Source organism: Caballeronia sp. Lep1P3 (assembly GCF_022879595.1).
Lineage (GTDB): Bacteria > Pseudomonadota > Gammaproteobacteria > Burkholderiales > Burkholderiaceae > Caballeronia.
Genome location: NZ_CP084265.1, coordinates 509,964 through 524,423 on the forward strand (window position 1 = coordinate 509,964; position 14,460 = coordinate 524,423).

16 protein-coding genes and 1 tRNA gene are annotated in these 14,460 nt (G+C 64.5%); 7 read left to right on the forward strand and 10 right to left on the reverse strand.

Annotated elements, in window-relative coordinates:
* Nucleotides 1-137 precede the first annotated feature (137 nt).
* The 3 genes from argJ to mutT are packed head-to-tail and all read left to right on the forward strand — an operon-like array spanning nucleotide 138 to nucleotide 2,710.
* A complete protein-coding gene (gene argJ / locus LDZ27_RS02410; RefSeq protein ID WP_244815155.1) occupies nucleotides 138-1,379 on the forward strand; it encodes a bifunctional glutamate N-acetyltransferase/amino-acid acetyltransferase ArgJ in 1,242 nt (413 codons plus the stop codon).
* Between the two features lie 30 nt (nucleotides 1,380-1,409).
* Nucleotides 1,410-2,273 carry an ATP-binding protein gene (locus LDZ27_RS02415; protein WP_244815156.1) on the forward strand — a complete coding sequence of 288 codons (864 nt, stop codon included), beginning with the start codon at nucleotides 1,410-1,412 and terminating at the stop codon, nucleotides 2,271-2,273.
* Nucleotides 2,270-2,710: an 8-oxo-dGTP diphosphatase MutT gene (gene mutT / locus LDZ27_RS02420; protein WP_244815157.1), complete on the forward strand. Its 441-nt coding sequence runs from the start codon at nucleotides 2,270-2,272 to the stop codon at nucleotides 2,708-2,710. The genes LDZ27_RS02415 and mutT overlap by 4 nt, the downstream gene beginning before the upstream one ends.
* 13 nt (nucleotides 2,711-2,723) lie before the next feature.
* Here the strand turns inward: mutT and yacG are convergent, their stop codons facing one another.
* The 9 genes from yacG to LDZ27_RS02465 form a co-directional block, all read right to left on the reverse strand.
* A complete protein-coding gene (yacG, locus tag LDZ27_RS02425) occupies nucleotides 2,724-2,915 on the reverse strand; it encodes a DNA gyrase inhibitor YacG (RefSeq protein ID WP_244815158.1) in 192 nt (63 codons plus the stop codon).
* An 80-nt stretch (nucleotides 2,916-2,995) separates the two neighbouring features.
* A complete protein-coding gene (gene zapD / locus LDZ27_RS02430; RefSeq protein ID WP_244816014.1) occupies nucleotides 2,996-3,751 on the reverse strand; it encodes a cell division protein ZapD in 756 nt (251 codons plus the stop codon).
* A 170-nt stretch (nucleotides 3,752-3,921) separates the two neighbouring features.
* The gene (coaE, locus tag LDZ27_RS02435; protein ID WP_244815159.1) at nucleotides 3,922-4,527 is read right to left on the reverse strand and encodes a dephospho-CoA kinase; all 606 of its coding nucleotides are present in this window, start codon (nucleotides 4,525-4,527) and stop codon (nucleotides 3,922-3,924) included.
* Nucleotides 4,528-4,540: 13 nt separating this feature from the next.
* A complete protein-coding gene (locus LDZ27_RS02440) occupies nucleotides 4,541-5,452 on the reverse strand; it encodes an A24 family peptidase (protein ID WP_244815160.1) in 912 nt (303 codons plus the stop codon).
* Between the two features lie 30 nt (nucleotides 5,453-5,482).
* Entirely contained in the window at nucleotides 5,483-6,691 is a 1,209-nt protein-coding gene (locus LDZ27_RS02445) for a type II secretion system F family protein (protein ID WP_244815161.1), read from the reverse strand.
* A complete protein-coding gene (locus LDZ27_RS02450; RefSeq protein WP_244815162.1) occupies nucleotides 6,691-7,899 on the reverse strand; it encodes a GspE/PulE family protein in 1,209 nt (402 codons plus the stop codon). The genes LDZ27_RS02445 and LDZ27_RS02450 overlap by 1 nt, the downstream gene beginning before the upstream one ends.
* A 74-nt stretch (nucleotides 7,900-7,973) precedes the next feature.
* The gene (locus LDZ27_RS02455) at nucleotides 7,974-9,260 is read right to left on the reverse strand and encodes an HlyC/CorC family transporter (protein WP_244815163.1); all 1,287 of its coding nucleotides are present in this window, start codon (nucleotides 9,258-9,260) and stop codon (nucleotides 7,974-7,976) included.
* Between the two features lie 133 nt (nucleotides 9,261-9,393).
* Nucleotides 9,394-9,470 (reverse strand) — tRNA-Pro (locus LDZ27_RS02460).
* 41 nt (nucleotides 9,471-9,511) lie between these two features.
* Nucleotides 9,512-10,504 (reverse strand): polyprenyl synthetase family protein, encoded by a 993-nt coding sequence (locus LDZ27_RS02465; protein WP_244815164.1) that lies wholly within the window; start codon nucleotides 10,502-10,504, stop codon nucleotides 9,512-9,514.
* Nucleotides 10,505-10,750: 246 nt separating this feature from the next.
* Here LDZ27_RS02465 and rplU point away from each other — a divergent pair, with 246 nt between their 5' ends.
* From rplU to proB, 4 genes are all read left to right on the forward strand, one after another.
* Nucleotides 10,751-11,062, forward strand: a complete 312-nt coding sequence (rplU, locus tag LDZ27_RS02470) for a 50S ribosomal protein L21 (protein WP_244815165.1) — start codon at nucleotides 10,751-10,753, stop codon at nucleotides 11,060-11,062.
* 43 nt (nucleotides 11,063-11,105) lie between these two features.
* Nucleotides 11,106-11,366, forward strand: coding sequence for a 50S ribosomal protein L27 (gene rpmA / locus LDZ27_RS02475; RefSeq protein ID WP_244815166.1), 261 nt, complete (start codon nucleotides 11,106-11,108; stop codon nucleotides 11,364-11,366).
* A 189-nt stretch (nucleotides 11,367-11,555) separates the two neighbouring features.
* Nucleotides 11,556-12,659, forward strand: a complete 1,104-nt coding sequence (gene cgtA / locus LDZ27_RS02480) for an Obg family GTPase CgtA (protein ID WP_244815167.1) — start codon at nucleotides 11,556-11,558, stop codon at nucleotides 12,657-12,659.
* Nucleotides 12,660-12,708: 49 nt separating this feature from the next.
* Nucleotides 12,709-13,827, forward strand: a complete 1,119-nt coding sequence (proB, locus tag LDZ27_RS02485; RefSeq protein ID WP_244815168.1) for a glutamate 5-kinase — start codon at nucleotides 12,709-12,711, stop codon at nucleotides 13,825-13,827.
* Nucleotides 13,828-13,913: 86 nt separating this feature from the next.
* On the opposite strand, the gene LDZ27_RS02490 is transcribed toward proB, so the two are convergent.
* Nucleotides 13,914-14,438, reverse strand: coding sequence for a CNP1-like family protein (locus LDZ27_RS02490; protein WP_244816015.1), 525 nt, complete (start codon nucleotides 14,436-14,438; stop codon nucleotides 13,914-13,916).
* Between the last annotated feature and the right edge of the window lie 22 nt (nucleotides 14,439-14,460).

Sequence of the window (14,460 nt, forward strand, 5' to 3'; positions counted from 1 at the left end):
CGTTCGACAACCCGGCAAGCGACGCAGCGATGCGTCGTTTGTCTTTGCGGGCGTCGCTCGATGCAAGGCGGCGTCAGTCTTCCAAGGCGAGCCGGCGTTCCCGAGCCGGCTCCGCCACCAACAGCAGAGTCGCGAACATGGCTGTCAACTTCCCCTCGATCGATCCCGCCGCGCTTCATCCCGTCGCCGGCGTCACGCTAGGCTGGGCCGAAGCGAATATCCGCAAGCCCAATCGCAAGGACGTGCTCGTGATTCGCGTCGACGAAGGCGCGACGGTCTCGGGCGTGTTCACGCAAAACCGTTTCTGCGCCGCGCCGGTGACGGTCTGCCGCGAGCATCTCGACGCGGTCCGCGCGGGCGGCAAAGGCATCCGCGCGCTCGTCGTCAATACGGGCAATGCGAATGCGGGTACGGGCGAGCCGGGCACGGCGCACGCGCGCGAGACCTGCGCTGAACTTGCGCGTCTCGCGGGCTTCGACGCGCAGCAGATTCTCCCGTTCTCGACGGGCGTGATTCTCGAACCGCTGCCGATCGATCGACTGAAAGCCGGCCTGCCCGCCGCGCTCGCGAACAGCCAGGCCGCGCACTGGTTCGACGCCGCGCAGGCGATCATGACCACGGACACGCTGCCGAAAGCGTCGTCGCGCAAGGTGCAGATCGACGGGCACACGGTCACGCTGTCGGGCATCAGCAAGGGCGCGGGCATGATCCGGCCGAACATGGCGACCATGCTCGGCTTTCTCGCTTTCGATGCCGCCGTCGCGCAGCCCGTGCTGGACGAACTCGCGAAGTACGTGGCGGACCGCTCGTTCAACTGCATCACCATCGACGGCGATACGTCGACAAACGATTCGTTCATCCTGATCGCGTCGGGCAAGTCGAGCCTGCCCGCGATCGCGTCGACGGATGCGCCCGCGTATGCCGCGCTGCGCGATGCGGTCACGGCGGTGGCTCAGGAACTGGCGCAACTCATCGTGCGCGACGGCGAAGGCGCGACCAAGTTCATGACGATCACGGTCGAAGGCGGCAAGGACGTGGCTGAGTGCCGCCAGATTGCCTACGCGATCGGTCATTCGCCGCTTGTGAAAACCGCGTTCTACGCGTCGGACCCGAATCTCGGTCGCATCCTCGCCGCCATCGGCTATGCGGGCGTGACCGATCTCGACGTAGCCAAGATCGACCTCTATCTCGACGACGTACTCGTCGCCAAAGCGGGCGGGCGCAATCCCGACTACCGTGAGGAAGACGGCCAGCGCGTGATGAAGAAAAGCGAAATCGCCATTCGCGTGCTGCTTGGCCGTGGCCAGCAGCAAGCGACCGTGTGGACCTGCGACCTTTCGCACGACTACGTCAGCATCAACGCGGATTACCGCTCCTAACGCGCATCGACGGCGCGCAAAGAAATCGACATGGACAAACTCGAACAATTCCTCACGCGCGCCGAAGCGGTGCTGGCGCGCATCGAAGGCATGTTGCCGCCGGCGGCGCCCGACATCGACTGGGAATCGGCCGTGGCGTTTCGCTGGCGCAAGCGGCAAGGGCGCGGTTATCTCCAGCCGGTGCCCGCCATCTCGCAGATTACGCTCGATGACCTGCAGAACATCGAGCGCCAGAAGGGGCTGATCGAGCAGAACACGCGGCAGTTCGTGAACAAGCAGCCCGCCAACAACGTGCTGCTGACAGGCGCGCGCGGCACGGGCAAGTCGTCGCTCATCAAGGCGTGTCTGAATGCGTATGCAAAAGACGGCCTGCGTCTCATCGAGGTCGACAAGGACGATCTGCACGATCTCGGCGATATCGTCGATCTCATTTCCGCGCGCCCGGAGCGCTTCATCGTGTTCTGCGACGATTTGTCGTTCGAGGAAGGCGAATCCGGTTACAAGGCGCTGAAGGTTGCGCTGGATGGTTCGGTGGCCGCGCAATCGGACAACGTGCTCATTTACGCGACGTCGAACCGCCGCCATCTGCTGCCCGAATACATGAGCGACAACGAGACGTACAAGCACACGTCCGATGGCGAGATTCATCCCGGCGAAGTGGTCGAAGAGAAGATTTCGCTGTCCGAGCGCTTCGGCTTGTGGGTGAGCTTCTATCCGTTCAAGCAGGACGACTATCTGGCGATCGTCGGGCATTGGCTGAAGCATTTCGGCTGCGATGCCGCCGAGATCGAAAGCGCGCGCGGCGATGCGCTCGTCTGGGCGCTGGAGCGCGGGTCGCGCTCGGGGCGCGTTGCGTGGCAGTTCGCGCGCGACTGGTCGGGCCGCAAGCAATGAGCGTCGCGAAGGACGTCGAAAGCGATCTGGCGCCCGATGGCCGCAAGGTGACGGAAGTCGCCGTCGGCGTGATGGTTCAGTCAGATGGGCACTATCTGCTCGCGCAACGTCCACAGGGCAAGCCCTACGAGGGCTACTGGGAGTTTCCGGGCGGCAAGCTGGAGGCGGGCGAGAGCGTGGAAGCGGCGCTTTCGCGCGAACTGCACGAGGAACTCGGCATCGACGTCCAAGCGTGCGAACTGTGGCGCACGCTCGAGCACGACTACCCGCATGCCTACGTGCGGCTCTTCTTTTGCAAGGTGACGCAATGGAACGGCATGCCGCTTGGCCGCGAAGGGCAGGCTATCGCGTGGCAGACGTTGCCGGTGGATGTCGCGCCGCTGTTGCCGGCGGCGATTCCGGTGCTGGAATGGCTCGCGGCGGAAGCGCGCGGCTAGGACGCGCTACGCGTTAGTTGAGGCCGCCGTGCGTGTCGTCCTCCGGCGGCGTTTCTTGGGAATTTCCCCCGATCTTGTATTTTTCGGCTGCCCACGCGCCGAGGTCGATCTGCTTGCAGCGCTCCGAGCAGAACGGGCGAAAGCGGTTTTCCGGGACCCAGCGGACTTCCTTGCCGCAGGTCGGGCATTTGACGACAGTAGTCATGACGGTGAGACGTTACGAATTGAGCCGGCGTTGATCAACAATCGATCTTAAACGGATCAGATAAGGGCGAACCGCTCGGTTCAAAGGCTACAAAGCGTCAGATGAAACGGCACGTCGACATCGACGGCGCGCGGTTTCAGGTCGCCGTCCTGCACGGTGAAGCGCACCCAGAGCATGTACTTGTTGGCGCTCGCCTCGGGAATGACGCGCACTTCGGGCGACACGCGCACTTGCATCAGCTGATACGTGCGCCCCGACAGCATTTGCTGATAACTGCCCTGCATGGCCATCACTTTCGACGCCTGCCCCGATTCACGCGCGAGCCGCAGGACGATGGCGGCGGCGTCGCGCAGGGCGAGCATCGGCATGATCCATTTGGCGATGTCCTGACGCCGCTCCTCGACGGGCAGTTGCTGCCACGCATAATACGACGGCAGATCGAACTTGCAGGTTCCGCCGGGAATGATGGTGCGGCTGCGGATACTCGCGAGCCATTCGTTGTCGGCGAGATGCTGACCGGTCTTGCCGTGCATGTCGGCGAGGCCCGCGAGCGTCTGTTCGATTTCGCCGAGCACGGCTTCGAGCGCCTCCTGCTCGATGCCCGGATTGCCGCGAAACGGCGCGAGCGTCTGCCGTTGCCGCTCGAGTTCCTTCATGAGGTCGGCTTTCAGGTCCGTGCGACCGGCGACTTCCGCTATTTCGAAAAGCGTGGTCAGCGCGACGTGATGTTCCCGGGGATCTTCCTGCGTGAGGAAGAACGTGAAGCGCTCGAACAAGTCTTCGAGACGCAATAGCGTCCGAATTCGCTCGTTGAAGGGATACTCGTAAAGGATCAAGCGCTCGCCTCGGCGTCGGTCGGTTGCTTCCATGAGCGGAAGTCAGGACATTCTAATGCCGCATCCCTACCCTAGCAAATCGGGCCACATTTACGGCGCTTTTACCGCAGTTCGAAGCAATAAATGGAACTTTTTCGATGTTTGGGCCGCGCAACGCGCCAACGCGCGCTTTATTTCGACGCGAGTTGGAGATAGCGCGCGTGCAGCGCATCGACCTCGCGTCCGAGCGTATCGAGCGTGGCAGTTTCGTCGTTGACGATGACGTCGTCCGCTGCGGCGAGCCGCGCTTGCCGCGACGCCTGCTTCGCGATGATCGCAAGCACCTGATCGCGCGAAAAACCGTTGCGCTCGATCACGCGCGCGACCTGCGTCTCGACCGGACAATCGACGACGAGCACGCGCGATACGCGCGTCGCCCAGTTTCCCGACTCGATCAAAAGCGGCACGACGACGATATGGTAAGCGCCGCCCGCCGCGTGCCGTTCGCGCTCGGTCTCCGCGCGAATCAGCGGATGCAGGATGGCTTCGAGACGCGCTTTCGCGGTGTCGTCGGCGAAGACGAGTGCGCGCATGCTCGCGCGGTCCAGTGCGCCGTCGGGCGAAAGATACGCGCTGCCGAATTCGCTCGCGATGAGCGGCATGGCAACGCCGCCCGGCGCGGTGACGCGATGCGCGATCACATCCGTATCGATGACCGGCACGCCGCGCGCGGCGAATAAATCGGCAATCGTGCTCTTGCCGCTTCCGATTCCACCTGTGAGGCCGATGCTGAACATCCGTTTCCCTCGATCATCCGAACAATGCGTAAAGCGGCGTGCCGACGAAAAGCGTGATCGCGCCGCCCGCCGCGAGAAACGGTCCGAACGGCAGCGGTTCCTGAAAGCGCATGCGCCCGCGCCACGTCGCGAGGATACCGAACAACGCGCCCGCGACAGCGGACAGCAGCACGACCTGGGCAAGCGGCACCCAGCCGAGCCACGCGCCGATGGCGGCGAGCAGCTTGAAGTCGCCGTATCCCATGCCTTCGACGCCGCGCGCGAGCTTGAAGATCCAGTACACGCACCACAGGAACAGATAACCGGCGATCGCGCCGGCCACGGCGTCATGCAGCGTCGCGAACCCGCCTTCGCTGTAATTGACGATGAGTCCGGCCCACAGCAGCGGCAGCGTCAGCACGTCCGGCAAGTAGCGCGTGTCGTAGTCGATGAGGCCGGCGGCGAGCATCGTCGCGCAAAGGCCGAATGCGGCGAGCGCGGGCCAACCGGGGCCGAACGCATACAGCGAGAGCGCCGCGAGAGCGCCGCTCGCCAGTTCGATCAGCGGGTAGCGCGGACTCACGCGTGCGCCGCACGCCGAGCATCGTCCGCGAAGCGCGACATAGCTCAGCACCGGAATGTTCTCCCACGCGCGCAGGACGTGGCCGCAGTGCGGGCAGGCGCTGCGCGGAATCGCGAGATTGAAGCGTTCCGGATAGGCGTCGCCGGGCGGCTTGGGCGCGTCGGGAACGGCTGCGTCGAGTTCGGCACGCCACGCTCGTTCCAGCATGACCGGCAGACGATGCACGACGACCGTCAGGAAGCTGCCGATCACGAGCCCGAACACGATGGCGAATGCGTACTGCGCGGCGACGGGCAACGCGGCGAACGTCGCGAGATGAGCGCTCGCAGATTGCGCGGCGGACGGATCGAACGGAGGCTGCATGATATTGAGCGATGTCTTTGGCCCGCGATGCTACACCACGTTGCCGAGCTGGATGATCGGAAGATACATCGCGACGACGAGCCCGCCCACGAGCGCGCCCAGCACCGCGATGACGAGCGGCTCGCACAGGCTCGCGAATGCGCCGATGCGTTCGTCCACCTGACGATCGGCGAGCGCGGCGAGATCGAGCAGCATCGCGTCGAGCGAGCCGGATTCTTCCGCGACCGCGATCGGCTGCACGACGTCCGGCGGGAAGCAGCCAAGCGCACGCATCGCGGCCGCGAGACGCTCGCCGTTGCGCAGCCGCAGCGCGATTTCCACGGTTGCGCGGTCGAACACGCGGTTGCCGGTGGCTTGCGCGAGCGAATCGAAGGCATCGGAAAGCGGCGTGCCGGCGGCGAGCAGCGTGCCGAGCGCGCGGCTCCAGCGCGCGACCGCGAGCGAGCGCAACAGCGCGCCGACGACCGGCAGTTTCAGCGCGATGCGGTCCGCCGCCGCGCGCGCGTCCACCGAGCGCGCAATCCAGCGCGAAGCGGCGAGCGCTGTGCACGCGCATATCGCCGCAAACGGCACGCCGTGTCGCGCGACCGCGTCGGACAGCGCGAGCACGAAGCGCGTCGGCGCGGGAAGGGCGGCGCCGAAGCCGTCGAATATCGTCTTGAAAGTCGGGACGACGCCGATCAGCAGTCCCGCCGTGATCGCGAGCGATAGCAGCAGGATCATCACTGGATACGTGAGCGCCGCGCGAAGTTTGGCGCGCTGTGCGCTCGCGCGCTCGCGGTCGTCGGCGAGCCGGGCGAGAACGGCCGCCAGCGCGCCCGCCACTTCCCCTACCGCGACGAGCTGGCAGTAAAGCGGCCCGAACGCCGATGGATGACGCGCGAGCGCCGCTGAAAACGGCACCCCGCGCGTGATGTCGCGCGCCACCGTTCGCACGATGCGCGAAAGACCGCCGCGCCCGCCCGCGTTGCCGAGCAGTTCCAGTGCGCCCGCGAGCGGCAGACCGGCGCGCAGGAGGCTTGCGAGTTGCCGCGTGAACACGCCCACTTCTGCGGACGATGCCTTGGGCGGCGGCGCGGCCCCGAGCGCTTCCAGTTCGACCACGATCACGCCGTCGCGACGCAACGACGCGCGGACCGCGCCCGCATCGACGGCGATCAGCTTGCCGCGCTTGCGCGCGCCGTCCTGATCGATGCCGCGCCACGCGAAGCGCATCTCCGATGTTTCGGCGGCCGTCATCACGCGACTTCCGTTGCTTCAGCGGCTTCGGCCACGCTCGTCACGCCTTCGCGCACGCGCGCGGACGCGGCATCGCGCAAGGCGGGCATGCCTTCGGATTGCGCGGCGCGCGCGATGGCGTGCGTCGCCGAGCGCGAGACGATTAGCTCGCGCAGGCTGTCGGAGACCGGCATCAGCTGATGCACGCCGACACGCCCGCGATACCCGATGCCGTGGCACGCCGGACACCCGCGCGGCTCGAACGGACAAAAGCCGTCCGCGAGCGCGAGCGCGGACGGCGCGCGGCACGCCTCGCACAGCTTGCGCACCAGGCGCTGCGCGGTCACGAGCCGCAGCGCGGACGCGAGGTTGTACGGCGCGACGCCGATATCGATGAGTCGCGCGATGGCGGCGGGCGCGTCGTTCGTGTGCAGCGTCGAGAGCACGAGATGGCCGGTTTGCGCGGCTTTCACGGCGACATCGGCGGTTTCGGCGTCGCGAATTTCCCCGACCATGATGACGTCCGGGTCCTGTCGCATGAACGCGCGCAGCGCCACCGCGAAAGTCAGGCCGGCTTTCTCGCGCACGCTCACCTGATTGATGCCGGCCAGTTGAATTTCGACCGGATCTTCGACCGAACAGACGTTGCGCGCCTCCGCGTTGAGCATCTGAAGAAAGCAGTAGAGCGACAAGGTCTTGCCGCTGCCCGTCGGTCCCGTCACCAGAATGAGGCCGTGCGGCGCGCGAATCGCCGAATCGACGGTGGCGCTTTGCTTGGCGTCGAGGCCGAGCGCGCCGAGCGACAAGTCGGGCGGCAACGAATCCAGCCGTCGCAGGACGAGCTTCTCGCCGAAGAGCGTCGGCAGCGAATTCACGCGATAGTCGCCGGTCTCGCCGCGCGGCAAAGCGAGCCGCAAACGACCGTCCTGCGGCACGCGCCGCTCGGCGATGTCCATGCGCGCCAGCACCTTGATGCGCGTGATGAACGCGTCGCGCAAATGCGGCGGCGGACGGCGCAAGACGTGCAGCGCGCCATCGACGCGCAGCCGGATGCGCCATTCGTGCTCCGAAGGCTCGACGTGGATATCGGATGCGCCGCGCTCGGCGGCTTCGCGCAACGTATCGGCGAGGAGCGACACGGCGGGCGCGTCCTGTTCGGACGCGGCATCGAAAGCATGCTCGGGAGCGCGAGCGGGCGGGCGAAAAGCGTCGCGGGAGGCGGAAGTCATGAGCGTCGGCTACGGTTGATCGAGACGATTCGATCATCCCGCGCCCGCTCGCGCGCGCCTACTCGTCCGAATGGCTAACGCAGCGCGCGCTTGGCCGTTGGCGTCGGGCGAAAGATCTTGACGGTGCGGATGGCCTGATCGTCGCTGCGCATGACTTCGCAATGCACGCCCGCGATGCGCAGCGAAACGTCGCCATCGGGAATGTCTTCGAGCGTTTCGAGTATCAGCCCGTTGAGCGTCTTGGGGCCGTCCGTCGGCAGCGTGAGTTTCAGCCAGCGGTTCAGTTCGCGCAGCGGCATGCTGCCCGGGACGATGCATTCGCCGTTTTCGTCCCAGCCGCGCGAGCCCGCGCCGCGCGGGATCGTCGACGTGAATTCGCCGATCAGTTCCTCGATGATGTCTTCCGGCGTCACGAGCCCTTGCAGTTCGCCGTATTCGTCGACGACGATCGCGATGCGGTGCCCGCTTTCCTGAAAGTACTGCAACTGCTGGAAGACCGGCGTGCCGGTCGGCACGAAGTAAGGCTCGGTCAGCAACTCGCGCAAGGTTTCGCGCTCGAGTTCCTGGTTATGCAGCGCCGACAGCGTCTTGCGCACGTGAAGCACGCCGAGCACGCGGTCGATATCGCCCTGATACACGACGAGCTTGTTGTGATAGCAGGTTTCGAGCTGGTGAAGAATGTCGTCGAACGGGGCGTCGAAGTCGAGCGCTTCGATGCGGCGGCGCGGGATCATCACGTCATCGACGGAGATGTTCTCCAGATCGAAGAGGTTAAGGAGAATACTGCGGTGCTTCGTCGGCATGAAGCTGCCGGTTTCGAGCACGATGGTGCGCAGTTCCTCGGGCGAGAGCCGCTGATCGCGGTTGCCTTTGGTGTTGATGCGCAGCGCGCCGAGAATGGCGTTCGCGAACAGATTGACGAACCACACGAGCGGCCGCGCGATGCGCATGAGCGGCGCGAGCACGAGGCTCGCCGGCAGCGCGACTTTCTCCGGATACGTGGCGCCGACGATCTTCGGCGCGATCTCCGCGAACACGATGATGAGAAACGCGATGAGACCCGTCGTCACCGACAGCACGACGTTGTTGTGCCCGAACGTGCGCAGCGCGATCGACGTCGTGAGGACCGGAATGATGGTATTGATGAGGTTGTTGCCGATCAGGATGACGGAAAGCAGTTGGTCCGTCTTGGCGAGGAGGCCTTGTGTCGTGCGCGCGCTGAGCGATCCCTGGTTTGCCAGAAATTTCAGGCGATGGCGGTTGAGCGCCATCATCGACGTTTCGGAGATCGAGAAGAAACCGGAGAGAAAGAGAAGCAGAAAAATGGCGCAGATCTGCGCCCATAAAGGAAGGTTGTCCACGCGGCGATCGAGTAGGGGCGATGATGATGGACTATAGCAGACGGCTTTCCAGCCCCGCCGAGGGCGGGTCGGGCCAATGCGTCCGCTGGAAAAGAAAAACCCGCAGGGCGAACCGTGCGGGTTTTTGAAATTCTGGTCGGGGTGAGAGGATTCGAACCTCCGGCCTCTACGTCCCGAACGTAGCGCTCTACCAGGCTAAGCTACACCCCGAATTTGAACTTACTTGGACATCTTCGTTACGGAAGTCTCGTTTAAGACTGCCTCGATGTCGAGTAAGAACATAATTCTAGCAGGCTCTCTTTGTAAATGGAAGCGGGGAATGAAGAAATCGCGCTTGCTGCCGCTTGAGCTTCCTGGCGCGCGCATTCCAGCGTGTGATCGAGCGCGCCGGACGTCGTGATCGCGTGAAAGATGGTCTCGAAACGATCGGTGCCGCCTTGCTCGATCGCTTCGCGGGCGAGCGTCGCCTGTTCAGGCGTGCCGTGCTCCATCAGATAGATGAGCGGAAGCGTGGGCTTGCCCTCGCGCAGGTCGTCGCCGGCGTTCTTGCCCATCGATTCGGGCGTGCCGGTGTAGTCGAGCCAGTCGTCCATGATCTGGAACGCCGTGCCGATGCGCCTGCCGAACTCCGCTGCGGCGGCTTCGGTGCGCGCGTCCGCGCCCGACAGCACGGCGCCCAGTTGCGCCGCCGCCTCGAAGAGCTTTGCCGTCTTGTAGCGGATGACCTGCATGTATCGCGCTTCGTCGACGTCCGGATCGTGCATGTTGAGAAGCTGCAGAACCTCGCCCTCGGAGATGATGTTGGTCGCGACCGACAAAATCTCCATCACGCGCATCTTGCCGACGCTCACCATCATCTCGAACGAGCGCGAATACAGGAAATCGCCGACGAGCACGCTCGCCGCGTTGCCGAAGAGCGCATTGGCCGTCTTGCGGCCGCGGCGCAGGTCCGATTCGTCGACGACGTCGTCGTGCAGCAGCGTCGCCGTGTGAATGAACTCGACGACAGCCGCGAGCTCATGGCGATGTCCGGTCGTATCGCCCAGCGCGCCCGCCACGAGGAGCAAGAGCGCCGGACGCAGCCGCTTGCCGCCCGCGCCGATGATGTACTCCGAAATCTGGTTGATGAGCATCACTTCTGATGCCAGGCGCTGCCGGATGACGCGATTGACCTGCTGCATGTCCTCGGAGACCGGGGCGAGCAGTGCGGCAGCGTTGGGAGAGGAAGTGGCGGTGGACGACATGATCGGCAAATAGGGTAATGCGGCGGATTATAAGGCGAATCGCACAGGCGACGGGTGCGCGCGCGCCGGGAACACCGCCTGCGGCCGCTTTTTGCCGGGCTTTTTGCGGAGAAGCGGCGCCGGCGGGCGCCGCGCCAGTGTCTGTGCGAAATGTCAATGCCTTTTGACGCGCAGCCTAACCCTATGTATAATCTCGTGTTTTCCTCGCGCGGTGCGGGGAAAAACGAATTCTGAGTGAGGTTCTCAATGTACGCGGTCATAAAAACCGGCGGCAAGCAGTACAAAGTTGCCGTTGGCGAAAAATTGAAAGTAGAACAGATACCGGCAGACATTGACGCTGAAATCACGCTCGACCAGGTTCTCGCAGTAGGCGAGGGCGAATCGATTCAGTTCGGTACGCCGTTGGTCAGTGGGGCTTCCGTCAAGGCTACCGTCGTGTCCCAGGGTCGTCACAAGAAAGTGACCATCTTCAAGATGCGCCGCCGGAAGCACTACCAAAAGCATGGCGGCCACCGCCAGAACTACACCGAACTGCGCATCGACGCGATCAACGCCTAAGGCGAGATCGTTTCCGCACAGAAATCGGTAAAGGAGCTATCAAATGGCACACAAAAAAGCAGGCGGGTCTTCCCGCAACGGCCGCGATTCCGAATCGAAGCGCCTCGGCGTGAAGGTCTACGGCGGCCAGGCAATCAACGCGGGCGGCATCATCGTTCGCCAGCGCGGCACGCGCATGCATCCGGGTGAGAATGTCGGCATCGGCAAGGATCACACGCTGTTCGCGCTGACCGACGGCCACGTCCAGTTCGTGACCAAGGGCGCAGCGAAGAAGCACACGGTCGTCGTCGTCCCGGCAGCGTAAATAGCGCGCACGGGCTTCAGGACCGAAAAAGGCCCCGCGAAGTTCGCGGGGCCTTTTTCATTGGCGCGTCGGAAAAGCGGCGCGCTCGCGGAAACGCAAGTTTATCGGTGACCGGCATGCGCCGGTCACGGCAAAATAGCGTGATGACGCATCAAGTTCATTGCGCTGAAACACGGGACGGAGCAACGCATGAAGTTCATTGACGAAGCGAGGATCGAAGTCATCGCCGGCGACGGGGGAGATGGCAGCGCGTCGATGCGCCGCGAAAAATTCGTCCCGTTCGGCGGGCCGGACGGCGGCGACGGCGGGCGCGGCGGCAGCGTCTACGCGGTCGCGGATCGCAACATCAACACGCTGATCGACTACCGGTTCGCGAAGAAGCACCAGGCGCGCAACGGCGAAAACGGCCGCGGCGCGGACTGCTACGGCAAAGGCGGCGACGACATCACGCTGCGCATGCCGGTCGGCACGATCATCTCGGATCAGGAAACGGGCGAGATCATCGCTGACCTGACCGAGCACAATCAGCAGGTTCTGATTGCGCAGGGCGGCGCGGGCGGCCTTGGCAATCTGCATTTCAAGTCGAGCACGAACCGCGCGCCGCGTCAGAAGACCGACGGGAAGCCGGGCGAGCGCCGCATGTTGAAGCTCGAACTGAAGGTGCTCGCGGATGTCGGACTGCTCGGCATGCCGAACGCCGGGAAGTCGACGTTCATCTCGTCGGTGTCCAACGCGCGGCCGAAGATCGCCGATTATCCGTTCACCACGCTCGCGCCGAATCTGGGCGTCGTGCGCGTCGGGCCGAGCAAGAGCTTCGTCATCGCCGATATTCCGGGGCTGATCGAAGGCGCGGCGGAAGGCGCGGGGCTTGGCCATCGCTTCCTGCGTCACTTGCAGCGCACCGGCGTGCTGCTGCATCTCGTCGACCTCGCGCCGTTCGATGAAAACGTCGATCCGGTAGCCGAAGCGAAAGCGATCGTCAACGAACTGCGCAAGTACGACGAGACGCTCTACGAGAAACCGCGCTGGCTCGTGCTGAACAAGCTCGACATGGTGCCGGACGAGGAACGCGAGGCGCGCGTCGCTGACTTCCTCGAACGCTTCGAATGGGACGGTCCGGTGTACGAGATTTCGGCGCTCACGGGTCAGGGCTGCGAAGCGCTGATCTACGCGATCTACGACTACATCTCGAAGCATTCCGACGCATCGCGCGCGGCCGAAGCGGAGGATCTCGCCGCCGACGTGCGTTTTCGCGACGATGTGGCCGGCGAGTCGAGCAAGGAAGAAGAGTAACGGCGTAGCCCGCCACGCGCGGTCAGCCACATCCCAGGAGAAGGCGCAGATGCGTTCGGTCATTGCCGCTGCGAAGCGAATCGTAGTGAAAGTGGGGTCCAGTCTCGTCACCAACGACGGGCGCGGGCTCGATCACGCGGCCATTGCGCGCTGGGCGTCGCAGATCGCGGCGCTGCGCGAGCAGGGCAAGGAAGTGGTGCTCGTGAGTTCCGGCGCGATCGCGGAGGGCATCCATCGGCTGGGATGGACCAAGCGCCCGCGCGAGATCGACGAATTGCAGGCCGCCGCCGCCGTCGGGCAAATGGGTCTCGCGCAAGTCTATGAGAGCAGCTTCGGCGCGCACGGCATTCGCACGGCGCAGATTCTGCTGACGCACGCGGACCTCGCCGACCGCGAGCGCTATCTCAACGCGCGTTCGACGCTGCTCACGCTGCTGCGTCTGGGCGCGCTGCCGATCATCAACGAGAACGACACCGTCATCACCGATGAAATCAAGTTCGGCGACAACGACACGCTCGGCGCGCTCGTCGCGAATCTGATCGAAGGCGATGCGCTCGTCATCCTCACCGATCAACGCGGCCTCTTCACCGCCGATCCGCGCAAGGACCCGAACGCGACGCTCGTCGAACAGGCCGACGCAGGCACGCCCGAACTCGAAGCGATGGCCGGCGGCGCGGGTTCGAGCCTCGGGCGCGGCGGCATGCTGACCAAGATTCTCGCGGCCAAACGCGCGGCGCACAGCGGCGCGAACACGGTCATCGCGAGCGGCCGTGAGGCGGACGTGCTCACGCGTCTCGCGTCGGGCGAGATGATCGGCACGCAACTCGTCGCGCGCACCGCACGCATGGCCGCGCGCAAGCAGTGGATGGCGGATCACTTGCAGGTGCGCGGACACGTCATCATCGACGATGGCGCCGTCGAGAAGCTCACCGCCGGCGGCAAGAGCTTGCTGCCGATCGGCGTCGTCGACGTGAAGGGCGCGTTCGATCGCGGGGAAGTGATCGCGTGCGTGAGCGGTCGCGGGCAGGAAGTGGCGCGTGGCATCACGAACTACAGCAGTTCGGAAGCACGGCTGATTCATCGGCGGCCGAGCGGGGAAATCGAAACCGTGCTCGGTTACATGCTCGAACCGGAGTTGATTCACCGCGACAATCTCGTTCTGGTTTGAGCGATTTGAGTGGTTTTACACTCGCAGAAAAAGAGAAGCCCGCTGAACCGAAAGGCCAGCGGGCTTTCTGCATCACGCGCCAGGCATCAGCGCACGTTGATCGAACTCTGCGTGCGCTTGTACTTGATGTTCTCGACGATCTGCTTTGCATTGCCGACGGGCAACTTGCTCGTGCAGAAGTAATCCTGATACAGCGCCGCCTGATACGCGTTCAGCTCGCCATTCTCGATGCGCCGGAAATCGAACGCGACGTCGCGGTCCCAGCCGGTGCCGGCGTCGTCGATGCTCGCGTAGCGCCGCCATTCGTAGGTATCGCAGCGAATGCCTTCGTAGTTGACGTTGCGCGCGCCCCCGGGGCTCGTCGCGACGACGACGTATCGCACGACGCCGTCATCGCCCACTGAAAGCGAAGTCTTGTCGATCGCGAACGTCAGCGGCGTGTTCTGCGATACGTTGAACGGCAGCAGATTCGACGCCTGCGGCAAGGGCGGCATGGTGTCGACCTTGTTCTCGACCCACTGCGTCTTGCGGTCGAGCAGGTAGGTGAAGACGCCGTCGTCCTGATTGGACGGGCCTTTGGAACTGGAACAGCCGGCGAGCGCGGCGAGCATGGCCACGAGTACCGCGGATGAG